Genomic DNA, 22,648 nt, shown 5'->3' with positions numbered 1-22,648 from the left:
TTAGCTTATATAGTTGTTCCAATACCCTTTTCTTTTGCTTTTAGATAAATATCATATCCAACATAAACATCGAGAACGGCTGTTCCCACCGTTTTAAATAAAGTGATTTGCTCATCGTTTTGGCGACATTTTTGCGAATCAGTAACTAATTCACCCAACTCAAAAAAATCATTTTTTGATACACGTTTCTGGTTAATTGGATCAATAATATCCCCTGCTTCGGCAAAAACGCCCTCTTTAGTATCAAGTACACGAATGTCCGCTTTTTCAACAATATTACTTGGTATTTCATGCATTTCAGGGGTATATGCGCCCACACCATTAATATGAGTACCAGGCTTAACGATATCACCATTAAATGTGACCACTTTAGATGTTGTCACTGAGGTGATAATATCTGCTTGACCAATGTCTTCATCAAAATTTTGCGAAAAATAGAGATTGGCTGAAAAATGTGAAAAGTGTTTTTTCATCGCTTCCGTAAATTGTTTCGCTTTTTGTTCATCGATATCGTAAATAGCTACATCAGTAAGATCCCGAACGGTTAACATGGCTTCTAATTGTGATACTGCCTGACCTCCTGTTCCAATTAATACTGCTCGTCGAGCATTTTTTCTTGCTAAAAGATCGGTTGCCGCACCTTGTACCGCCCCTGTACGAAGTTGAGTTACAAAAGTACCATCTAAAATGGCACAAACTTCCCCAGTTAAAGGATCTAACATCATCACTTGCGCTGGTACGGAGGGTTTACCCAATTTAGGATTATCCGGAAATACAGACACAATTTTAATGCCAACAATATCCTTACCTTTTATATGCGCGGGCATAAATAAACTTTGCCCTTTCTGCATATCAAAATTGATACGTAAAGGCACTTCACTATCTCCTTGGGTATAGATTTTTAAAGCTTGTTTATCTGCCTCAATGGCATCTTTCATACTATAAACATGTTGAATATCATTTGCGGATAAAATTAACATTTTCACTCCAGACCTTTTTTTATGATTTATTTTACGTTTTTTATAGGCATTGTCTAACTTTTAGATAACTAACCAAAGAAAATCATTAATCATGTTCAGATTATTCATAATAAATTCAAAATAAACAACATATCTTGTGTATTTCCTCTATTTTCACTATTATGACAAGGTGCAATTTTGCACGGAAATTGAGAATTAAGATGTTATTCAATATATTAAGGGTTATTTTAAAGTTTCTTTTTCATGTCAAAATTTATGGTAACCTAAAAAACTTAAAGCAAGAAAGATTGCTTATCACTCCTAACCATGTTTCCTTTCTTGATGGTCTTCTAATCGGTGTTTTCTTACCTGTTAGACCCGTGTTTGCCATTTATTCAGGTTATATTGATCACTGGTTAGTTCGTTTAGCAAAACGGTACGTGGATTTTGTGCCGATGGATCCGATTAATCCTATGGCGATTAAACGCTTAGTACGCGAAATTGAAAAAGGACGTCCGATAGTCATATTCCCTGAAGGAAGAATCACCGTAACAGGGTCATTAATGAAAATTTATGATGGAGCGGCTTTTGTAGCGGCTCGATCGAAAGCAACGATTGTACCAGTCTGGATTGAAGGAGCAGAGTTCACATTAACTAGCCGCCTAAAAGGACTGTTTAAACGTCGCTTATTTCCTAAAATAACGATTCATGTACTTGAACCGACCACAATTCCAATGCCAAATGTGCCTAAAGCAAAAGACAAACGCTATATAGCGGGTGAAAAATTGCATCAAATCATGATGAATGCTCGTCTAGCAAGCCGTCCTAAATTAACACTATTTGAAGCATTACTTGAAGCACAAGTTCGCTACGGGACAAAATCAAGAACAGTACAAGACCCGACAACGTCCGAATTATCTTATCGTAATTTACTTAAGCAAATTATTGGTGTAAGTTGCATTATCGAAAAAATTACCGAGAAAAAAGAACGAGTGGGTGTTTTACTCCCCAATGCCACAATCACCGTTGCGACTATTTTCGGTTTATTAGTGAAAAACCGAGTACCTGCCATGCTTAATTATACTGCTGGTACAAAGGGATTAACCTGTGCAATTACTGCCGCCGAAATTAAATCCATTGTCACGTCGCGTAAATTTATTCAAAAAGGTAAACTCGATTATCTCTTAGATGAGATCAAAGGCATTAAGTGGTATTTTTTGGAAGATTTACGTAGTAGTTTGACCTTAAAAGATAAGCTCTATGTAGCAGTGAATCAATATATTCCACGTTTTGTTGAATGTAATCAAACGAGTGATGATGAAGCACTTGTTCTTTTTACATCAGGCTCTGAGGGTAACCCTAAAGGGGTTGTGCATACGCATGGTAGTCTACTTGCTAATGTTGAACAAATTCGTTCGGTCATTGATCCTACTCCAGCCGATCGATTTATGTCTGCGTTACCGTTGTTCCATGCTTTTGGTATCACGGCTGGTTTATTTTTACCGCTTTTTTCAGGTAGTCGTACATTTTTATATCCAAACCCATTACACTATCGAATGGTACCAGAAATTATTTATGACCAAAATTGTACCGTTCTATTTGGTACACCAACTTTTTTAGCTAACTATGCTCGCTATGCCCACCCATTTGATTTTATGCGTTTACGCTATGTGGTAGCTGGCGCTGAAAAATTATCAGAACCAGTACGAGAACTATGGAAAGATAAATATGGCATTCGTATTTTAGAAGGTTATGGCGTCACCGAATGTGCACCGGTCGTTGCCCTCAATGTACCTATGGCATTTAAAAATGGCACAGTTGGTCGTTTATTGCCGGGGATGACTTCACGGTTAATTCATATACCTGGCATTAGTGAGGGAGGAGAGTTACAAGTTAAAGGGCCAAACGTGATGAAAGGTTATTTGCGCGTTGAAAATCCAGGCACCCTTGAACCACCTGTCGCCATAGATGAAAACGGTGAAGCTGAACAGGGTTGGTACGATACCGGTGATATCGTTTCAATTGATGATGAAGGTTTTATCACCATTAAAGGACGACTAAAACGATTTGCCAAAATAGCAGGTGAAATGGTCTCTTTAGAGAGTGTAGAGGCACTCGCTAAAAAAGTGGATCCCGATGCAATGCATGGTGCAACAGTAAAAGCTGATGCAGCAAAAGGGGAAGCAATTGTACTTTTCACAACTTCAACCAAGTTAGATCGTGAACAACTAAGTCAAACAGCACAAGAACTTGGTATTCCTGCTTTAGCCGTTCCTCGTGATATTCGTGTTGTTAAAGAACTTCCACTTCTTGGGACAGGAAAAATAGACTTTATCACACTTCGAAAAATGGCTGACGAATAGCATAAGGATATCACATGAACCACAATTCACTATTAAGCAAAGGCATGGTGGCAACCATGCTGGCGCAATTCTTTTCGGCATTTGCAGATAATGCAATATTCTTTGCTATTCTTGCCTATATCAGAAAACTTCAGTACCCAGAATGGAGTGAGTCAGCACTACAAATCGGTTTTGTGATTCCTTTTATCATCCTTTCTCCTTTTGTTGGTCAATTTGCAGACTGTATGTCTAAAGGAAAAGTCATGATGATTTCAAATGGTATGAAGCTATTAGGCGCAGCCTGTATCTGTCTTAATTTCAACCCTTTTATTGGCTATTTTTTAGTAGGAGTTGGTGCAGCGGGTTATTCGCCTGCTAAATATGGCATTTTAGGCGAACTGACTTCAGGTAATAATTTAGTCAAAGCGAATGGATTGATAGAAGCATCCACTATTGCGGCTATTTTACTGGGTTCACTTGCTGGCGGACATCTTGCCGATATGAATGTCAGTGCGTCCTTACTTGCATGTGTATTAATGTATGGTTTTGCTGTTATTGCTAATATTTTTATTCCTAAACTCCCTGCTGCCAGAAAAGATATTCAATGGAATATAAAGGGTATGATAAAAGATTTTAGTAAAACCGTTCACATTATTCTCAATAATAAACTTGTTTTATATACTTTATTAGGCACAAGTCTATTCTGGGGGGCGGGAGTTACCTTACGATTTTTATTAATCCTTTGGGTACCAGCTGTTTTAAATATTACTGATATCGCAACACCAACAAATCTAAATGCAGTCGTTGCTATCGGCATTGTTATTGGAGCAGGATTAGCCAGCTTACTGATCTCAATCAATAATACGTTACGTTGCATTCCGGCAGGTATTATGATGGGCATTGCCGTTATCGCATTCACTTTACAAAGCAACCTTATTGCTTGTTATGTATTATTAATTGTTATTGGTGCGTTAGGCGGATTCTTTTTAGTACCCTTAAATGCATTAATTCAAAAAACGGGTAAAGATCTCGTTGGTGCAGGCAGTGTCATTTCCGTACAAAATTTAAGTGAATATACTACAATGATGGTTATGTTGGGTCTTTATACTGTTGCTGTATCTTTTAAGATTTCGATAATAACAATTGGCGTTAGTTTCGGCGCTTTATTTGCAATTATCATCTTTTTACTGTGGCGAGGATTAAAAAAGTATGCAACCAATAAATCTATCAAAAATGTTAACTGAAAGTCGTAATCCATACAGCGAAAAAATTGATAGCTGTTCGACGATCGATATACTCAAAATCATCAATAATGAAGATAAGCATGTTGCCGTTGCTGTTGAAAAAGAGTTAGCAAATATCGCTAAAGCAGTGGATGTGATTAGTCAAACTTTTTTAAATCACGGTCGTTTAATTTATCTCGGTGCCGGCACTTCAGGTCGGCTTGGTATTTTAGATGCAAGTGAATGCCCACCCACCTATGGCACCCCTCCTCAACAAGTCATCGGATTGATTGCTGGTGGTCAAACGGCAATTTTTAAAGCCGTTGAAAATGCCGAAGATAATCCTGAATTAGCAATAACTGATTTGAAAAATATTCACTTTTCAGCCAATGATATTTTAGTTGGTATTGCCGCAAGTGGTCGCACTCCCTACGTTATAGGTGGTATGCAATTTGCTAAATCAATTGGCGCAACAGTGATAAGTTTATGCTGTAACCCCAATGCCCCTATGATTGATCTGGCAGACGTCGCCATCACACCAATTGTAGGAGCTGAAGTGATAACGGGTTCATCAAGAATGAAAGCCGGAACAGCACAAAAACTTGTCCTTAATATGTTAACCACCGCTAGCATGATCAAAATTGGTAAAGTTTACGGTAATTTAATGGTCGATGTCGAAGCCACTAATGCTAAATTAATTGAGCGACAAATATCCATTGTCATGCAAGCAACTGAATGTGACCGCCAAACGGCAATGTTAGCGCTTAAACAGAGTGATAGACACTGTAAAACAGCTATTTTAATGATTCTCGGTCACTTTGATGTTAATCAAGCAAAAAAATTATTATCAGAAAATAATGGTTTTATCAGAAAAGCACTATCGGCGAGTTGATAAGATAATTATAGAAAAAATAAACATAAATGGTCTGTTTTTATGATCTATGTCTAATTTTCAAATTAGGATTATTGACAATCTATTACATAATAGAGAAATATAAAAACTGTACCATTTATTTAAACAGAATATTACAGGCATAACAGTGCACTGAGATAATTATAATAATATGATTTAGTAAGATTAAGCGTAAATTCATCACTTCTTTCATGGATGTATACACTTCTCGCTAATTTCTGATATTAATTTTTTATTCAATTTTTGAAAGACACACAAGGACATTGTATGAGGAAATCACTATTTCATATCGCTATACTTGGTATTTTCATCCTATCAACGCCAATGGTTGTCTATAGTCAAAATCATCAGCTTTTAACAAATTCCAATTTATCAACGATATCCACTATCTCGGATCCTACTTTGATAAAAACCCAATTTGGATTAGTTAAAGGTCAACTCGACAACATCAACAACGTTCTCGTGTGGACAGGCATACCTTATGCGAAAGCACCCTCAGGGGAGCTAAGATGGAAAAAACCGATTGACCCTGAACCATGGGAAGGTATATTTGATGCAACTCAAGCAAGTCCTATCGCATTTCAGCTCAATGAAAATAACATCATTGGTTCAGATAATAGTTTAAATCTCAATATCTATCGACCGAATAATAATAAAAAAAATTTACCAGTTCTCGTTTATATTCACGGTGGAAACAACCAAATCGGAAAAGCAGAAGAGATGACTGGCAACGGCATGGTAACCGATCTGGATGCAATTTTTATCTCAATCAATTATCGTTTGGGGCCACTCGGATTTAATCCGCTTCCTGCCTTGCAAACGGGTGATAAACTCGAAGATTCGGGTAACTATGCGTTATTGGATATGGCAAAATCATTGGATTGGATTAAAGACAATATTACCTATTTTGGCGGAAATCCTAACAATATCACTGTCTCTGGTTTTTCAGCGGGTGGGCGAGATGTGATGGCGATGTTAATCTCACCTATTTTTAAAGATAAATTTCAAAAAGCGATCTCTTTTAGTGGTGGTATGACCATTGCAAATAAAGAGGATAGCATTAAAGTCTTTGCCAAAGCTATAGCCCCACTTGCTGTTGAAGATAAAATAAAGCCAACTGAAGAACAAGCTTATCATTGGCTGTTAACCAATCATCCCGATGTCAAAGCATATTTGTATAGCCTATCTTCTGAAAGATTGGTTTCACTGATGAATAATGCCGGAATCAGAATGAGTGTCTTTCCGCATTTATATAACGACGGCTATGTGATCCCCAAAGAAGGGTTTAATACGCATCAATATCATTCTGTGCCATTGATCATGCTGACCGGTACGGGTGAATTTTCATTATTCGCAAAATCTTCAGCTTATTTTAGTGCGTCCTTTAATCATGGTATACCAAGTGGACAAACACTAACAGCATTTCAATTCGCCAATAAATATGGCGGAAAATTATATGATTTATTTAACGTTTCAGACTCAGCCCAAAAAATGGCACCTTTTTATAAAGCAAAAATTTATGGTATGGAAATACAATATGGCGAAGATCAAAATATTGTAGGCTTGCCAATGGGATTATATGGTGCTTTTCATGGTGTTTTTTTACCACTGATGGATCCGTATTCAGAAAATTATAACGGGTTAATAGCAAATGCCTATAAAACTCAAGGCGCTAAACAACTCAGTAAGATTTATAAAAAATATATTCATAATTTTATTTATAACGGCGATCCTAATGGTGACGATTTAGTTTATTGGAATAATTGGTCAACAACAAATAATTATGCGGATAAGGGACTACTCTATATCAATGCCGACAAAGAAAAAGCTATAGTTTATATGGGAAGACAACATTTTTCTTACCGTGATGTGCTTGATGAAATGGATAAAGACCAATCTATCCCACCAGAAATAAAAAAAACGCTAATATCTGAGGTATTAAATGGGCGGTGGTTTAGTCATGAACTTGATCTTAGATATCATAATAAGTCATTATGGTTAAAATAACTAATCTTAATGAATAAGATTATCGATCTTATTGTTCTGTCAAGAAGTTGAAATTTGTCAATGAGTAAACTTTATCACCCAATGACACAACACAATTATCTGATAAAAGACTTTAACTTTTTTATGATTAAACATTTTGTATTTTATGAAGGACAACAGATTATTTATACAAAAAGCTATTTACAAAATGGGGATTTATTTCAATAATTCTATTCGAAATAAAACTTATATTGGTTCGTTAATATCACGAATTTCAGCCCTATTTAAAGTTACAGACTATATTATTTATAGTTAATTTTTAATATCAATTTTTGATAAAAATTTATGACATTTATATTATGAATATAATATAAAAATTGGGAGGTAGTTGTATGGTAGGAATTATTCTAGCAACTCATGGTGAGTTTGCAGAAGGGATTCTACAATCTGGGTCAATGATTTTTGGAGAGCAAGAAAACGTGCAAGCCGTAACCTTGCATCCGAGTGATAGCCCTGAAAGTTTAAAAGAACGAATGTTAGCCGCAATAGCAACATTCGACGATCAAAATGAAGTACTTTTTTTAGTTGATTTATGGGGTGGCACGCCATTTAATCAAGCAAATAATCTATGTGGTGAGCACCCCAATTGGGCAATTGTTGCAGGTTTAAATCTACCGATGCTTATTGAAGCTTATTCATCTCGTTTTTCAATGGAAACAGCTAAAGAAATTGCCGTTGCAATCTTAGAATCAGCAAAAGAAGGAATTAAAGCAACAGTTGAAGCACCGGCTGCAAGCACCACTGCTACTCAACAAACAAATACCATACCTGAAGGCACCGTTCTAGGTGATGGTAAAATGAAAATTGTCTTGGCTCGGGTTGACTCTCGTTTATTACATGGTCAAGTCGCCACCGCTTGGACAAAATCAACCAATCCTAATCGTATCATCGTGGTATCGGATTCAGTATCGAAAGATGAATTAAGAAAAAAACTGATCGAAGAAGCCGCGCCTCCGGGGGTAAAAGCAAATGTCGTGCCGATTAAAAAAATCATCGAAGTTTCGCGCGATCCACGATTTGGCAATACTAAAGCATTGTTACTATTCGAAAACCCACAAGATGTATTACGAACTATTGAAGGCGGGGTCGACATTGATACCCTTAATATTGGCTCAATGGCGCACTCTGTCGGTAAAGTAATGGTAAATAAAGTGCTTTCAATGAATGCGGATGATGTAGAAACATTTGAAAAATTAAAAGAAAAACACGTTAAATTTGATGTTCGCAAAGTACCTAATGATTCTAATAGTAATATGGATGAATTGTTGAAAAAAGCGAAAGAAGAATTAGCAGCACAAAAGAATTAGGACTTATACAAGAGGTTATATTATGACATTATCAATTGTTGCTATCATTTTAGTGATAGTTATTGCCTTTCTGGCAGGAATGGAAGGTATTTTAGATCAGTTTCAATTTCATCAACCGTTAGTTGCCTGTTCATTAATTGGTTTGGTGACCGGTAATCTTGAAGCGGGTGTTGTTCTGGGTGGATCATTACAAATGATAGCCCTAGGTTGGGCTAACATCGGTGCAGCTGTTGCACCCGATGCGGCTTTAGCCTCTGTGGCTTCGTCCATTATTTTGGTTTTAGGTGGACAAGGTGCTGCAGGCGTATCAACAGCTATTGCTATTGCCATTCCTTTAGCAGTTGCAGGATTATTTTTAACAATGATTGTCCGAACGATTGCTGTACCATTAGTACATATGATGGATGCAGCAGCAGAAGAAGGTAATATCCGTAAAATTGAACTATTACAAATATTTGGTATCTGCTTACAAGGTTTAAGAATCGCCATTCCGGCAGCAGCGCTATTATTTATTCCAGCCGAAACAGTAAAAGGCGCATTAGAATCTATGCCTGAATGGTTAACAACAGGTATGGCAATTGGTGGTGGTATGGTCGTTGCTGTGGGTTATGCCATGGTAATTAATATGATGGCAAATCGTGAAGTTTGGCCATTCTTCATCATCGGTTTTGTGGTTGCGGCTATCTCACAATTAACCCTTATTGCGTTAGGTGCATTAGGTATTGCATTAGCAATGATTTATCTTAGCCTTTCAGAACGTGGCAATTCATCAAATGGTGGAAGCAAAGGTGATCCACTTGACGATATTTTAAATGATTACTAGGTACTTGGAGTAAAAAAATGACTGATAAAATTCAATTAAGCAAAAAAGATCGTTTAGCGGTTGCTTGGCGCTCAACCTTTCTCCAAGGTTCTTGGAATTATGAACGTATGCAAAATGGTGGTTGGGTCTATTCAATGATCCCTGCAATAAAAAAACTTTATACCACCAAAGAAGATCGTTCAGCAGCACTTAAACGCCATTTAGAATTCTTTAACACTCACCCTTATTTAGCTTCACCGGTTCTTGGTGTAACGCTTGCTCTCGAAGAAGAACGTGCTAATGGTGCTGCTGTTGATGATGTTGCCATCCAAGGTGTAAAAGTTGGAATGATGGGACCTTTAGCCGGAGTTGGTGATCCCGTGTTCTGGTTTACGGTAAGACCAATGCTTGGTGCGCTTGGCGCATCACTTGCACTTAGTGGCAATGTTATGGGACCAATTTTATTCTTTTTACTTTGGAATATTATCCGTTGGAGTTTTATGTGGTACACCCAAGAGTTTGGTTACCGTACAGGTTCTAAAATCACCGATAATTTATCGGGTGGCTTATTGCAAAAAATTACCAAAGGTGCTTCCATTTTAGGGATGTTTATTCTGGCGGCCTTGGTGCAAAGGTGGGTATCAATTAATTTTCAACCTGTTGTTTCAAAAGTTAAATTAGGCGACGGTGCTTTTATTGATTGGAATCACTTACCAGCTGGTTCAGAAGGCATTCAAACCGCATTACAACAAATGCAAGCGGGGTTATCCCTTACTCAAGAAAAGGTCACCACCCTACAAAATAACTTAGACCAACTGATACCAGGACTGGTTCCGTTACTTTTAACCTTTTTATGCATGTGGTTATTACGTAAAAAAGTATCACCAATCTTAATAATCCTCGGACTCTTTGTTGTCGGGATTGCAGGACACGTGATTGGTCTTCTATAAGTTCAAACTTTAAGTAATCGATAAAAAGCATAATTTACTGTTTAAATTATGCTTTTTTATCTTTTATCAACAAATATTTGAATAATTGAGTCCAAAGGTTTTGGCTGTTCAAGTCATAAAAAAACATTAAATTAACTTTAGTATTAATATGGAATTCATATAAATGGTTCAATCATTAAACTCCAAAATAGACCTAACCGTTAAAGCTACCGCATTTACAGCTTTTACCGAGTATGGACAAATTATGATTGGAAATAAAGCGTTGGAATTTTATCATCAGCGAGATGCACGTAAATACATCCAAATCCCATGGCAAGAAGTCGAATATGTTTCTGCATCCATCTTATTTGGGGGAAAATGGATACCACGTTATACTATCTACACAAAACAAAATGGTTCCTTTACCTTTGCCTCTAAAAATCCTAAAGACGTATTAAGAGCTATCCGAGTTTATATTGGTGGTGACAAAATGGTAAAATCATTAGGTTTTTTTGGTGTTTTAAAGCGAGCATTTACTCGCAAACCAAGTCAAAAATAATCGATGCTAATATCCAAAATATTATAAATTATTCTAGCGTTATTCATGGTGAGGGTGACAACGGATAATGAATGCTATTTTGTCTATTCATTTTTTAATTGAATCTATTATATACTATCTTGTCTCTATCAATCATAATCAGTCATTGCACTTTTTGCCAGAAGGAGTATAATTCTGGGGCTTTGATTCTGTCCATGTTGGGCAGGAAAAAGATTATTTTTTAATTTAAGAGGATGTTATGGTAACTATTCGTTTAGCTCGTGGTGGCTCTAAAAAGCGCCCTTTTTATCAAGTAGTTGTCACTGATAGCCGTAACCCACGTGATGGTCGTTTTATCGAACGCATTGGTTTCTTTAATCCAATTGCACAAGGTAAAGCAGAAGAATTACGTTTAGATCTTGATCGCGTAAATCATTGGGTTGGTTTAGGTGCAACTGTTTCTGATCGTGTTAATTCATTGATCAAACAAGCACAAAAAGCTGCTTAATTAAGTAATAGATAGTCACTGTAAAATGAATACTGAGAATTTCATTGTTGTTGGTAAACTTGGTTCAAGCTACGGCATTCGTGGATGGCTCAGAATTTTTTCGTTTACAGAATTTCCAGATAGTATTTTTGATTACACACCTTGGTATATCCAGCGAGCTGGAAAATGGCAAGAGGTAATCGTAGAAAGCTTTAAACCCCATAATCAAGATATGATTGTGAAACTCAAAGGTGTTGACGATCGTGATCAAGCCAATGCATTAACCAACATTGAAGTGTTTGTCGATGCTGAAAATTTGCCTGAACTGAATCATGGTGATTTTTATTGGAAAGATCTGATTGGGTGCCGAGTAAAAACAGTCAACGGTTACGATTTAGGTCAGGTCACTGATTTAATGGAGACCGGCTCTAATGATGTATTGGTGGTAAAAGCAAATCTAAAAGATGCATTTGGAGCAACAGAACGTTTAATCCCTTTTGTTGAAGAACAATTTATTAAACAAGTTGATCTAGCAACAAAAATGATTGTGGTCGATTGGGATCCTGCTTTTTAATTTGGTAAGGTAACACTATGTGGATTGGCGTAATTAGCCTTTTTCCCGAAATGTTTCAAGCCATTACCTGTTATGGCGTAACTGGTCGAGCTGTAAAAAATGGGCTGTTAACAGTAAATTATTGGAATCCGCGCGACTTTGCGCATGATAAGCATAAGACTGTTGATGACAGACCTTATGGTGGTGGGCCGGGTATGTTAATGATGGTACAACCCCTTAGGGATGCAATTCATGCAGCGAAAGCTGTGGCAGGTGACAATACAAAAGTAATCTATCTTTCCCCACAAGGGCGCAAATTGAACCAACAAGGCGTTTGCGAATTGTCACAAAATCAAAAATTAATTTTGATTTGTGGACGTTACGAAGGTATTGATGAACGCGTGATCCAAACCGAGATTGACGAAGAATGGTCAATTGGAGATTACGTATTGAGTGGTGGTGAATTACCGGCAATGACGATGATTGATGCACTGGCAAGATTTATTCCCGGCGTGTTAAATCATGAATCATCAGCAGAAGAAGACTCTTTTGCTAACGGTTTACTTGATTGTCCTCACTATACCAGACCTGAGGTGTTAGATGGAATGGCGGTGCCTGACGTGTTAATGTCTGGTCACCATGAAGCGATTCGTCGTTGGCGATTAAAACAATCCCTTGGACGAACTTGGTTAAGAAGAGAAGATCTTCTTGAAAATCTAGCTCTGACTGATGAAGAGCAATGTTTACTCGCTGAGTTTCAACGTGAATATCAGGATAAACATAGCCATTAAGATTTCAGTATAACTAGTAAGAGATAATATTATGAAAAATGCAATTATTCAGCAATTAGAACAAGAACAAATGAAAAAAGACATCCCGTCTTTTCGCCCGGGTGATACGGTTGAAGTAAAAGTATGGGTTGTTGAAGGTAACAAAAAACGTCTTCAAGCATATGAAGGTGTGGTTATTGCAATTCGCAATCGTGGTTTACATTCTGCATTTACAGTACGTAAAATTTCGAATGGCGAAGGTGTTGAAAGAGTATTCCAAACTCACTCACCGATTGTTGATTCAATTACTGTGAAACGTCGTGGTCAAGTACGTCAAGCTAAACTTTACTACTTACGCGAACTTCGTGGTAAAGCGGCTCGTATTAAAGAGCGCCTAAACTAGTTTTTATTGATTAACAATAAAAAACGATTAAAATAGATTAAATTAAATATGGTCACCATTAAGGTGACCGTTTTTATGTGTAACCAATATTTTTTCCCACCAGCTATCGTTGACACAATTCAAGCAATATCTTGGTCGAATAAAAGGTAATACTATGGCTAACTATCTTGTTGAGATTCTTGCCACAACAATAAAATTATTTGCATTAATGACACCACCTGCTGTATTAAGTGCATTTTTGAGTGGTACAAAACAGTATGATGAACAAGCACGCCGAAAAACCGCACGTAAAACGTCTTGTGCCGTTTTTATTATTGGCATTGTGCTATTCTTTTTCGGTAATGCGATGTTTAGTATTTTTGGCTTTACTCTCGATGCATTTCGAATTGGATCGGGGGCATTACTCTTTGTAACGGCAGTGGCATTAATGAACGATTCGCCTGACAAAAATAAAATTAATAGCGATGATGATATTAGTGTTGTCCCTTTGGCTATCCCGCTTTGTATGGGCCCCGCATCAATTGGTACAATTATCGTATTAGGGACAAGTTCAGATGGTTTAATTCAAAATTTAATTGGTGCGTTATCACTATTAATTGCATCAAGTGGTATTTATGCCATGTTATTATGCTCTAAAACCATCGCTAAAGTTTTAAAAAATACCGGAATTGCAATTTTATCAAAATTAACCGGATTATTAATTTCAGCAATTGCTGCCCAAGTCGTATTTACTGGCGTCGCCGGAATTTTAAATCTTAATTAGTCAGATCATTGAATATATTAGATAATGACAAAGGTCAGATGTTATCTTCTCGGTAATCACTACTACGTTTACGATAGTGAGTGATTACACCAACCTTATTTAACCAAATAGTTTAGTCATTTGCATGGGGCATAATTAATTTTCTTTTTTTGAAGAAAAAATACGAACTGATAATAATCATAATTAATACCAATTCCGATATAAAAATAAAATAACCGGATTCACCAAACCAAACTCCAATAATGATAATCGTATTAATCACGATCGAAATGATCGCAAGCCATGGATAAAATGGCGATTTAAATTTAATGGTCTCTTGCGGATATTTCCCCTTATTGACCCCTTGACGAAACTGAAATTGACACCAAGCGATAATAATCCAAGCAAAACATCCAACCTGCCCTGTCGCTGCAACCAAATAAAGATAAAGTTTTTCCGCAGCAATGTACTTTGAAAATAATGATACCAGCGCAATAATGGATATAAACAATATTCCTTTGGTCGGCACACCCCGCCTATTTACCTCTGCAAAATATTTTGGTGCTAAATTATCCTGAGACATTGACCATAACATTCTAGAACTGGCATAAATTGCAGAATTAGCTGCCGATATAGCGGCGCAAAAAATCACAAATAACATGACATAAGATGCAAAATTGATGCCTGCTTGCGTAAATACCCAAACAAAAGGGCTTATCTCTTCTTGTGCATTACCATAGGGATAAACAAGTGCCAAAACTGCAATTGCTAAAACATAAAATAGGATGATTCTAAAAGCGACACCTGTAATTATTTTAGGTAAAACGGTTTGCGGTGATTGGGCTTCCCCTGCTGCACTTCCTATCAATTCAACGCCTTGAAAAGAGTAAGTGACAATCGTCATACAGACAAAAATCGCTGAAAAACCGTTAGGAAACCATCCGTTTTCTGTTTTCAATGTTGGTAGCACATGGGTGTCAGCATATTGATGATATAGCAAGTAAATACCTGTCCCAATAAAAGCAATAATTGCCAGAACTTTTATTGTTGAAAACCAGTATTCACTTTCGCCGTAAGCTCGTACCGATGTGAGATGTACAAAGGTTAAAACAATTAAAATAATTAGACTAAACAGATAAATAGGAATAGAAGTGATAAATTGGTGAGCAATAATTGATGCCGCCGTTAAATCAGCCGCCATCGACAGCACCCAACTTAACCAATATAACCAACCTATAGTATAGCTCCAAATGGGATTAGGTATAAACATTAACGCATAGTGCTGGAAAGAACCAGCATGAGGAAATGCGCATGAAAGCTCACCTAAACAGAGCATGGTGGAGAGCATAATACAACCAGCCATCAAATAAGCGATAATCGTCCCTAGCGGACCAACTGTGCTAAGTGGTGCTGCAATACCAATAAATAATCCGGTACCAATCGAACCACCCAAAGAGATCATCAACAGATGCCGATTTTTTAAATTCTTTTTTAAACTAGTGGTACTCGGATAGGAACTTCCTTGATATTCAGATGTTGCCATGTAAACCGCCTAGTAAGGTAAAAAAGCTGCTGGAAACCAGCAGCTAACACGAATTAATAAATAAACCGTTTTTCTACACCATTCGTTTGACATGCCATAAGTAAGGCTGTGTAATCGAGTTCAAAACCAATCATATCACCTACTTTCAGTGTTTCTAACACATCTTCAATATCAACGATGGTATGATCACTAGTTTGCCCCAAAACCGTAATACTATCATCGATAGGTACACAGTTTTCAGCCGGCACATCTTGACGACCAAAAGCAAGTAGTGCACGTTTACGAGTACCATGATCGACAAAGGTTTTACTATTTAAAAAGGCATCGACTCCAAGCTCCCCTACAGGCACGGTTGGCTTACTATTAAGTTCAATAATTTGTGCGTATAGCTTATAGATATCGCTACATGCTTTATCGACAGGTTTATTGGAATGATGAAATTCATCCAGATATTTCATATCGACATATTCAATACCAAACTCATGTAAACCACCTATTCTGATGTGATTCAATCCTTTAGGCCAAACACCTTTATCTAACAAATGGTAACTGGTACAATTACCGGCAGATAAGTATTTGATTTTAATACCACAAGTTTCCTCTACTTTGCGTGCTATGTGTAAAAAATCAACACCATTTTTAACCGTAGGCAAAACGGTTCCATAGCAGTTAAAGTTGGTGCCAAGCCCATAAAGCTCAACACCCGGTAACGAAAGAATGAGATTGACGGTATCAATAATCTCATCAAGATGCTCAAACCAGATACCTTCTCGTAAGTCCCCCATATCCACCATGAGCAACACTTGGTGAATCTTTCGCTGTTTAACGGCTTCATCAGATAAAGCCGTTATGACTTGCTTTTCACTATTTAAGCTAATATCCGCATATTTCACAACGTCGCTGATTTCACTTAAACAAGGACTGCGTAATAAACACGTTTTACAATTTAATGCCTCTTTGAGTTTTTTTAAATTGTAAGTTCTTGATTCAGCAATAACATCAATACCACCCTCTAATACAGCTTTCGCTGTTTCGACGCAGCCATCAAATACTTTATTGACAGCCATGACTTCAATGCCGTGTTTAGCTAAAATGTCTTTCTCAACACGAGCATTTTCTTTTAATTTGCGTAAATCAATTTCCAATATGGGTTTGTACATGCTTTACTCCTCTATACCTTACTGTTCGAGCAAACGATTGCGTTTTTGAGCACGATGATATATCCATTCTGCTAATACAATCGCAAGTACAGCGCCACCAACTATCTTAGCAATATACTCAACGTATCCACCCATATCGATTTGAGCTGGTGGTATAAAGACTAAAATCACAGCAAATAGTGTAGATAAGAACCCTAAAGCGGGTAATACCACTGGTAACACTTTACCCGGAATTTTAAAGCTACGTGGTACATCAGGTTGAGTCACTCGTAGTCGATAGTAAGCGATAAACATCACTAAGTAAGGAATGAAATAGCAAATTGTTGTCAACGCCGTCAACATCCAATAAGCTGCAGCAATACTTGGTGATACAAATGTTGAGAAGCAAAGTACAGTAACGATGATTGCTTGAACAAACAGTGCAAATGTCGGTGTTTGATAAACCGGATGTAAACGACCTACACGTTCACCCAACAAATTATCCTCTTTAGAGGCTTCTTGTAGCATATAGATCGGCCCAACTAACCATGAGTTAATTTGTCCTAAGGCACCAAAGAATAAACATATTGCCATAACAGGTAACAACCAAGGCATATGTAATACATTGGCAGCAGATTGCATCGCTTGCATAACGCCAGCAACAATATCGGTATCTTCGGCTGGTAATAATGTATTGATAGCCCAAGAGCCAATCATATAAATACCAACAATAACAATTGCTGACACAGCCATCGCTTTTGGAAAATCACGTTGTGGATCACGTGTACGCCCGGCAATCATTGGTGCCACTTCAAGCCCAGCAAACGCAAACATCATACTGGATAAAAACACAATCGTATCCCAACTGCCTAAATCAGGGATCCAATCACTTAAATGCGTATAATCGGTTGCCATTGGATGACCAGTCAATAACCAAACAATCGCGAGTAAGACAATAATCGCTGCGGGAATAAATACACCAAGCCAAGCACTCACGCTATTAATAATCTTAGTCCATTTTAATCCCCGAATATTCATCAATGTTAAAATCCAGAAGACCACCATGGATCCCACCCCAATAAATACTTCATTTTGGGCTAATTCGGGACTAAACATATAACCAATAGCCGTAAAACCAAATTGCAGCATTAATGGGAAGAAGAGTACACAGGAAAATAAAAAACAAACCACTACAATCCAAGCGATACGTTTACCAAATGCCTCTTTAACCCAAACAAATATCCCACCATCTTTTGGCCAACCTGTTGAAAGTTCACCACACACCATGGCTAATGGAAAAAACAAACAAAATGCCGCAATGAGCCAAAGCACCATTGCTGATGCGCCATAAGGAGCAACGTTAGGAATTTGTCGTAAACTCAGTATCGCAATGACATTCATAAATACAATGTCTTTGATACCGAGCAAACTTGAATCTTTAGAATCACTCATAATAACCTCACATTGTAGTATCTAGGGCAACGTGTGCCCCAGATAAATCATGATTAATAGATGTCGTATCCAACCATATCTTCGTAAGTGTCCTCACGGCGAATCAAGCGATCTTTGCCTTTTTTGTCTATCATCACAACCGACGTACGAGGGCGATTGTTATAGACTGTCTGACTTTCAATGGTATAAGCTCCAGCATCAAGGAAAGCAATAATATCGCCAATGTCGGTATCTTTAGGTAATAAGAACTCTTCACCTTTAACACCAACATGATAATAGTCACCACCATCACACAAAGGACCGGCTAATTTAATATATTCATCATGTGATTCATTAATTCGAGATGCATTATAAACATAGAAGAACCAATCGAAATGTTGACTATCAGATAACACGCTATAACCTGCATCAACAAATTTCCATTCAACATGTTCTTCGATGTTACCGTCTAAATCGTAATTCGTTTTACGTTTTTCACAGGCAACTTCTGTTAATAGCACCCCAGCTGAACCGGTAACTTTTCGACCAGGTTCAATACAGATTTCGACATCGGTACGCCATTTATGTACTTCACGAATGACTGCATCAGCAAAATCTTGGGCTGTAATACCGGCATACATATTGTCTTGTAATGGGTTACCGTTTTCGTCATCGTATTTATAAGGAACAGGAATACCTCCCCCTACATTAATTAAATCAAACTTAATTCCTAACACCTCTTCTAAACGGCGAGATTCATCAACAAGTACTTTGGTTGCTTTCGCAAAAGGTTCAGCTTCCGGTACCTGATCCCCAACGTGCATATGTAAACCACGTAAATGGACATAAGGCATTTCAAGAATACGGCGACAAGTCTCTTCTGCTTGTTCTAAATCGATACCTGACTTAGCATGATAAGCAGTAACTAATTCAGCGTGTGTTGCAGATGGTACATTCGGTTCAACACGTACACACACATTCGCCACTTTTTTCAATTTTTTTGATATTTCATCGATAATATCAAGTTCATATAAACTATCGACGTTAATAATATACAAATCATTTTTAATGGCATATTCAAGATCAACTGGTTTTTTTACCACACCATTAAACACGATTTGGCTACCCGGAAAACCAATCTCTAAACATTTACGTACTTCAAACATTGAGTTTGCTTCAGCGTAAATACCCGCATCTTTAATGGCTTTGAGTACGCCCATAACAGAACAAGTTTTAGAAGCATAGAAAATTTTTGTTTTTGGATGCGCTTTGAATGCTTGTTTAATTTCTTGAACATTACGATCAATTTCTTTTTCAGAAAACACATAAAAAGGCGTTGGATATTTTCTTGCTAACTCTTCTAAATTAACGCCATCAAAACATAATTTACCGTTTTCAGCACTAAAACGACGATCTTTAGTTATAAGATCGTGACGTAATTTGTTATAATTTGACATAATTTTGTCGGACATATGACCTCCAGTTAATGAGTACTCAAAAAGTACATAAGAAAATAAGTAAAATGGCTTTTCTCTTGTAATGCAATCAGCATGCCAACTTAATAATACAAATAATCAATAAGTTAAAATAAACAATCTAGCAACAATTTTTGTCATTAAGTTAAAAATATGTCTTTATGACAAAAATTTGTCATTTTTTAGTGATAGTCGAAAGGTATTTAAATAAAAGTATGCTATTAAGCAATAATCCAAATTTTATAAGGTACTAATATCATGACAGTTGATCCTGAATTATTACAATCATTGGAAATATTTAAACATTTTTTTGATCTAATACATCAGCCAATGGCCATTATTGATAAAGAAGGTAAATATATTTACTACAATCAGGAAAGTGCAGAACTCGATGGCTATCCTCAAGATAAAGCTATAGGAAAACCATTGCTTAAAGTTTATCCTAATTTACAAAAAGAAGATAGTACTATGTTAAAAGCCTTGCTAGAAGGTAAGGAATATCTGGATAATTATCAATGCTATTATAATCATGTTGGTAAAGTTGTCGATTATTTGCATACCACGGTTCCACTTTACAATCATAACAAACAGATCATTGGCGCAATCGAAATCGGTCGAAATTTATCTAATGTAAGACAATTACAAGATCAAGTTTTTAAACTCAACAGCCGTTTATATCACAGTAAAGAACAATCACTTCCCGAAATCGTATTTGTATCTCAAAAAATGCAATCGGTCATTGATCAAACGAATATTTTAGGCGCTAATGATGTGCCAGTACTCATTGTTGGTGAGACAGGTACCGGTAAAGAACTCTTCGCCCATTTAATTCATCAAACTAGCGACCGCCGAGATAAAGCCTTTATATCACTCAATTGTAGTGCACTACCTACTACGCTAATTGAAAGTACACTATTTGGTACTGTGAAAGGCGCCTTTACGGGAGCTGAAAATCGCCAAGGTTATCTAGAACTGGCTAACGGTGGCACACTATTTCTTGATGAACTAAACGCCATGCCACTTGAAATGCAAAGCAAGTTATTGCGATTTCTACAAGAAAAAACCTACTGGCGACTTGGTGGCAATAAAGAATTGCATTCGGATGTCCGCATTGTGGCCGCCATGAACGAATCACCTACTGATCTTTTAAAAAACGGTAAAATGCGCAGTGATCTGTTTTATCGATTAAATGTGGGATTAATAAAACTTCCTGCACTACGCGAACGGACAGAAGATATTCCTGTTTTAGCTCGCTATTTTATTGATAAACACCAAGATGAGATAAAAGTAACCATCAGTGGTATAAGTAAGCATGCTTTGAAACAATTGATGTCAGCACCATGGCCAGGCAATGTACGTATGCTTGAAAATGCAATTGTCCGAAGTATGGTTTTACAAAATGAACCCGGAGAATTACAACATATCGTTCTTGATGAAGAGCTATTTGAAATTGAAAGCCCTGATCAGCAAGCAGATGTCATGACAAAAATCGATGATTCTGCCACAAATTTTTCTCGATTTAGGGATTTAACAACCCAAGTGGAAAACTATGAGCGACAATTGATTATCGATGCGTTAAATCAAGCTAATGGAAAAATTATCAATGCCGCTAAATTATTAAATGTTTCGCGTACTACATTACAATATAAGGTCAAAAAGTACCATATTCAAATGGGTGTAATGAATCATTAACATTGATGGCTAACAGTTTTTTCATCCAATGCCTTCGCACATGCAAAGGCACTGCTCCAAGCCCACTGAAAATTATAACCACCTAACCAACCCGTTACATCAACCACTTCGCCAATAAAATAAAGATTCGGCTGTGACTTGGTCGCCATTGTTTTTGATGATAATGCATCGGTACTCACCCCACCTAATGTGACTTCAGCCGTTCGATACCCTTCGGTTCCGTTTGGTACAATATGCCACTTGGTTAATGTGTCAAAAAGACGCTGTTGTTGATGCAAATTGAGTTGTTTCACAGTGATATCTGTAATCATATCCAGTTGTATCAATGCTTCTACTACTCTTTTAGGTAAAATTTGTGCTAAACAATTTTTCAAAGTCTGGTTACGATTTTTTTCTAATAACGGTTTAAATGATGATTCAAATGTCATATCTGGTAATAAGTTGATCGTAATGGGCTCACCCACTCGCCAATAGTTGGATATCTGTAAAATGGCGGGGCCTGAAAGCCCTCGATGAGTAAATAATAAATTTTCTTTAAAATGCATTTGCTCATAAGTCACTTCAACCGGAATAGCAATACCGGATAGTTGCGATAACACATCTAATAAGGGTTTATGTAAGGTAAAAGGCACCAGCCCAGCTTTGACCGGTACAATTGGAATGGAAAATTTTTCTGCCACTTTATAACCTATTGAAGTCATACCGAGTGCTGGCATCGATAACCCGCCTGTAGCAATAATCAGGTTTTGACAACTCAGCATACCTTGCGAAGTCTGCAATTTAAATCCATCTTCAACCTCTTCTACGTCATCTAATTGCGTTTGCATCATTAGGTTAACTTTTCCTTTTTGACACTCGTTAAGCAGCATATCGACAATATCTTTGGCTGAATTATCACAAAACAACTGACCATGATCTTTTTCATGATAAGCAATATTATATTGATTAACTAATTGGATAAAATCCCATTGGTTAAATCGTTTCAAGGCTGATTTACAAAAATGACGATTTTCAGAAATGTAATGGTACGCATCCACATCAAGATTAGTAAAATTACATTTTCCGCCACCCGACATTAAGATCTTTCGTCCCGGTTTTTTTCCGTTATCAATAACGGTCACACGATGCCCTTTTTGCCCTAATAATCCAGCACAAAATAGACCCGCAGCCCCTGCTCCAACAATTGTAATTTGAGTTTGCATAATAATCTTGTGAAACCATAAATAGAAGGAATTATAGCAGGATTAAGTAAATAGACTAGAACTTGAAAATATGACAATTCCGTCAGTTTTTACCAACGGAATTAAGTAAATTAAAAATAGTAATTTTGAACAATGCTTATCAAGTTAGAATA

General features: G+C 37.0%; 20 protein-coding genes. 14 read left to right on the top strand and 6 right to left on the bottom strand.

The genetic code is table 11. The features are described 5' to 3' along the window. Positions 1-5 precede the first annotated feature (5 nt). Positions 6-980, bottom strand: coding sequence for an ornithine cyclodeaminase family protein (locus ACGH4F_RS05660; protein ID WP_411590370.1), 975 nt, complete (start codon positions 978-980; stop codon positions 6-8). Positions 981-1,180: 200 nt separating this feature from the next. Here ACGH4F_RS05660 and aas point away from each other — a divergent pair, with 200 nt between their 5' ends. The 13 genes from aas (at position 1,181) to ACGH4F_RS05595 (ending at position 14,035) form a co-directional block, all read left to right on the top strand. Next, a complete protein-coding gene (aas, locus tag ACGH4F_RS05655; protein WP_267351999.1) occupies positions 1,181-3,322 on the top strand; it encodes a bifunctional acyl-ACP--phospholipid O-acyltransferase/long-chain-fatty-acid--ACP ligase in 2,142 nt (713 codons plus the stop codon). Positions 3,323-3,336: 14 nt separating this feature from the next. Next, positions 3,337-4,545 carry a lysophospholipid transporter LplT gene (lplT, locus tag ACGH4F_RS05650; protein WP_411590368.1) on the top strand — a complete coding sequence of 403 codons (1,209 nt, stop codon included), beginning with the start codon at positions 3,337-3,339 and terminating at the stop codon, positions 4,543-4,545. Further along, complete coding sequence (gene murQ, locus ACGH4F_RS05645; protein ID WP_411590365.1) at positions 4,511-5,416, top strand: N-acetylmuramic acid 6-phosphate etherase; 906 nt, start codon at positions 4,511-4,513, stop codon at positions 5,414-5,416. The genes lplT and murQ overlap by 35 nt, the downstream gene beginning before the upstream one ends. Before the next feature lie 288 nt (positions 5,417-5,704). Then, the gene (locus ACGH4F_RS05640) at positions 5,705-7,444 is read left to right on the top strand and encodes a carboxylesterase family protein (protein ID WP_411590363.1); all 1,740 of its coding nucleotides are present in this window, start codon (positions 5,705-5,707) and stop codon (positions 7,442-7,444) included. 371 nt (positions 7,445-7,815) lie between these two features. After that, positions 7,816-8,790, top strand: coding sequence for a mannose/fructose/sorbose PTS transporter subunit IIA (locus ACGH4F_RS05635; protein ID WP_220215867.1), 975 nt, complete (start codon positions 7,816-7,818; stop codon positions 8,788-8,790). Between the two features lie 22 nt (positions 8,791-8,812). Beyond that, on the top strand, positions 8,813-9,613 hold the full coding sequence (locus ACGH4F_RS05630; RefSeq protein WP_411590361.1) for a PTS mannose/fructose/sorbose transporter subunit IIC: 801 nt from the start codon (positions 8,813-8,815) through the stop codon (positions 9,611-9,613). A gap of 17 nt (positions 9,614-9,630) precedes the next feature. Further along, positions 9,631-10,542: a PTS system mannose/fructose/sorbose family transporter subunit IID gene (locus ACGH4F_RS05625; RefSeq protein ID WP_267380138.1), complete on the top strand. Its 912-nt coding sequence runs from the start codon at positions 9,631-9,633 to the stop codon at positions 10,540-10,542. A 163-nt stretch (positions 10,543-10,705) separates the two neighbouring features. Then, positions 10,706-11,080, top strand: a complete 375-nt coding sequence (locus ACGH4F_RS05620; RefSeq protein ID WP_411590359.1) for a DUF956 family protein — start codon at positions 10,706-10,708, stop codon at positions 11,078-11,080. A gap of 238 nt (positions 11,081-11,318) precedes the next feature. After that, a complete protein-coding gene (gene rpsP / locus ACGH4F_RS05615) occupies positions 11,319-11,567 on the top strand; it encodes a 30S ribosomal protein S16 (protein WP_065559705.1) in 249 nt (82 codons plus the stop codon). Between the two features lie 25 nt (positions 11,568-11,592). Next, positions 11,593-12,120 carry a ribosome maturation factor RimM gene (rimM, locus tag ACGH4F_RS05610; protein ID WP_411590357.1) on the top strand — a complete coding sequence of 176 codons (528 nt, stop codon included), beginning with the start codon at positions 11,593-11,595 and terminating at the stop codon, positions 12,118-12,120. A 17-nt stretch (positions 12,121-12,137) separates the two neighbouring features. Next, positions 12,138-12,890, top strand: a complete 753-nt coding sequence (gene trmD, locus ACGH4F_RS05605; protein WP_220215872.1) for a tRNA (guanosine(37)-N1)-methyltransferase TrmD — start codon at positions 12,138-12,140, stop codon at positions 12,888-12,890. Between the two features lie 31 nt (positions 12,891-12,921). Beyond that, a complete protein-coding gene (gene rplS, locus ACGH4F_RS05600) occupies positions 12,922-13,272 on the top strand; it encodes a 50S ribosomal protein L19 (protein WP_034900792.1) in 351 nt (116 codons plus the stop codon). 154 nt (positions 13,273-13,426) lie between these two features. Then, positions 13,427-14,035, top strand: coding sequence for a MarC family protein (locus ACGH4F_RS05595; protein WP_411590354.1), 609 nt, complete (start codon positions 13,427-13,429; stop codon positions 14,033-14,035). 112 nt (positions 14,036-14,147) lie between these two features. Here the strand turns inward: ACGH4F_RS05595 and ACGH4F_RS05590 are convergent, their stop codons facing one another. Genes ACGH4F_RS05590 through lysA form a run of 4 tightly spaced genes read right to left on the bottom strand, consistent with a single transcriptional unit; the run spans position 14,148 to position 19,599 of the window. Further along, a complete protein-coding gene (locus ACGH4F_RS05590) occupies positions 14,148-15,557 on the bottom strand; it encodes an amino acid permease (RefSeq protein ID WP_411590353.1) in 1,410 nt (469 codons plus the stop codon). A gap of 53 nt (positions 15,558-15,610) precedes the next feature. Beyond that, positions 15,611-16,717 carry an alanine/ornithine racemase family PLP-dependent enzyme gene (locus ACGH4F_RS05585; protein ID WP_267352017.1) on the bottom strand — a complete coding sequence of 369 codons (1,107 nt, stop codon included), beginning with the start codon at positions 16,715-16,717 and terminating at the stop codon, positions 15,611-15,613. Between the two features lie 18 nt (positions 16,718-16,735). Further along, entirely contained in the window at positions 16,736-18,148 is a 1,413-nt protein-coding gene (locus ACGH4F_RS05580; RefSeq protein ID WP_411590350.1) for an APC family permease, read from the bottom strand. Positions 18,149-18,201: 53 nt separating this feature from the next. Continuing rightward, complete coding sequence (lysA, locus tag ACGH4F_RS05575) at positions 18,202-19,599, bottom strand: diaminopimelate decarboxylase (protein ID WP_065559713.1); 1,398 nt, start codon at positions 19,597-19,599, stop codon at positions 18,202-18,204. Between the two features lie 258 nt (positions 19,600-19,857). On the opposite strand from lysA, the gene ACGH4F_RS05570 reads away from it, so the two are divergent. Next, a complete protein-coding gene (locus tag ACGH4F_RS05570; RefSeq protein ID WP_411590422.1) occupies positions 19,858-21,294 on the top strand; it encodes a sigma-54 interaction domain-containing protein in 1,437 nt (478 codons plus the stop codon). On the opposite strand, the gene ACGH4F_RS05565 is transcribed toward ACGH4F_RS05570, so the two are convergent. Further along, on the bottom strand, positions 21,291-22,496 hold the full coding sequence (locus ACGH4F_RS05565) for an NAD(P)/FAD-dependent oxidoreductase (RefSeq protein WP_411590348.1): 1,206 nt from the start codon (positions 22,494-22,496) through the stop codon (positions 21,291-21,293). The genes ACGH4F_RS05570 and ACGH4F_RS05565 overlap by 4 nt on opposite strands. Positions 22,497-22,648 lie beyond the last annotated feature (152 nt).

The organism is Gilliamella sp. CG35 (assembly GCF_046635745.1).
Classification (GTDB): Bacteria; Pseudomonadota; Gammaproteobacteria; order Enterobacterales; family Orbaceae; genus Gilliamella; species Gilliamella apicola_I.
The sequence above is the reverse complement of the archived record's forward strand: the minus strand, read 5'-3'. Positions and strand labels throughout refer to the sequence as shown.

Bases quoted from the DNA above. Each gene is read 5' to 3' on its own strand.
- ACGH4F_RS05635 (WP_220215867.1), top strand. From the start codon at position 7,816: ATGGTAGGAATTATTCTAGCAACTCATGGTGAGTTTGCAGAAGGGATT.
- rimM (WP_411590357.1), top strand. From the start codon at position 11,593: ATGAATACTGAGAATTTCATTGTTGTTGGTAAACTTGGTTCAAGCTAC.
- lysA (WP_065559713.1), bottom strand. From the start codon at position 19,599: ATGTCCGACAAAATTATGTCAAATTATAACAAATTACGTCACGATCTT.
- ACGH4F_RS05590 (WP_411590353.1), bottom strand. From the start codon at position 15,557: ATGGCAACATCTGAATATCAAGGAAGTTCCTATCCGAGTACCACTAGT.
- rpsP (WP_065559705.1), top strand. From the start codon at position 11,319: ATGGTAACTATTCGTTTAGCTCGTGGTGGCTCTAAAAAGCGCCCTTTT.
- trmD (WP_220215872.1), top strand. From the start codon at position 12,138: ATGTGGATTGGCGTAATTAGCCTTTTTCCCGAAATGTTTCAAGCCATT.
- aas (WP_267351999.1), top strand. From the start codon at position 1,181: ATGTTATTCAATATATTAAGGGTTATTTTAAAGTTTCTTTTTCATGTC.
- ACGH4F_RS05565 (WP_411590348.1), bottom strand. From the start codon at position 22,496: ATGCAAACTCAAATTACAATTGTTGGAGCAGGGGCTGCGGGTCTATTT.
- ACGH4F_RS05595 (WP_411590354.1), top strand. From the start codon at position 13,427: ATGGCTAACTATCTTGTTGAGATTCTTGCCACAACAATAAAATTATTT.
- ACGH4F_RS05640 (WP_411590363.1), top strand. From the start codon at position 5,705: ATGAGGAAATCACTATTTCATATCGCTATACTTGGTATTTTCATCCTA.
- rplS (WP_034900792.1), top strand. From the start codon at position 12,922: ATGAAAAATGCAATTATTCAGCAATTAGAACAAGAACAAATGAAAAAA.
- lplT (WP_411590368.1), top strand. From the start codon at position 3,337: ATGAACCACAATTCACTATTAAGCAAAGGCATGGTGGCAACCATGCTG.
- ACGH4F_RS05580 (WP_411590350.1), bottom strand. From the start codon at position 18,148: ATGAGTGATTCTAAAGATTCAAGTTTGCTCGGTATCAAAGACATTGTA.
- ACGH4F_RS05625 (WP_267380138.1), top strand. From the start codon at position 9,631: ATGACTGATAAAATTCAATTAAGCAAAAAAGATCGTTTAGCGGTTGCT.
- murQ (WP_411590365.1), top strand. From the start codon at position 4,511: ATGCAACCAATAAATCTATCAAAAATGTTAACTGAAAGTCGTAATCCA.
- ACGH4F_RS05630 (WP_411590361.1), top strand. From the start codon at position 8,813: ATGACATTATCAATTGTTGCTATCATTTTAGTGATAGTTATTGCCTTT.
- ACGH4F_RS05585 (WP_267352017.1), bottom strand. From the start codon at position 16,717: ATGTACAAACCCATATTGGAAATTGATTTACGCAAATTAAAAGAAAAT.
- ACGH4F_RS05660 (WP_411590370.1), bottom strand. From the start codon at position 980: ATGTTAATTTTATCCGCAAATGATATTCAACATGTTTATAGTATGAAA.
- ACGH4F_RS05620 (WP_411590359.1), top strand. From the start codon at position 10,706: ATGGTTCAATCATTAAACTCCAAAATAGACCTAACCGTTAAAGCTACC.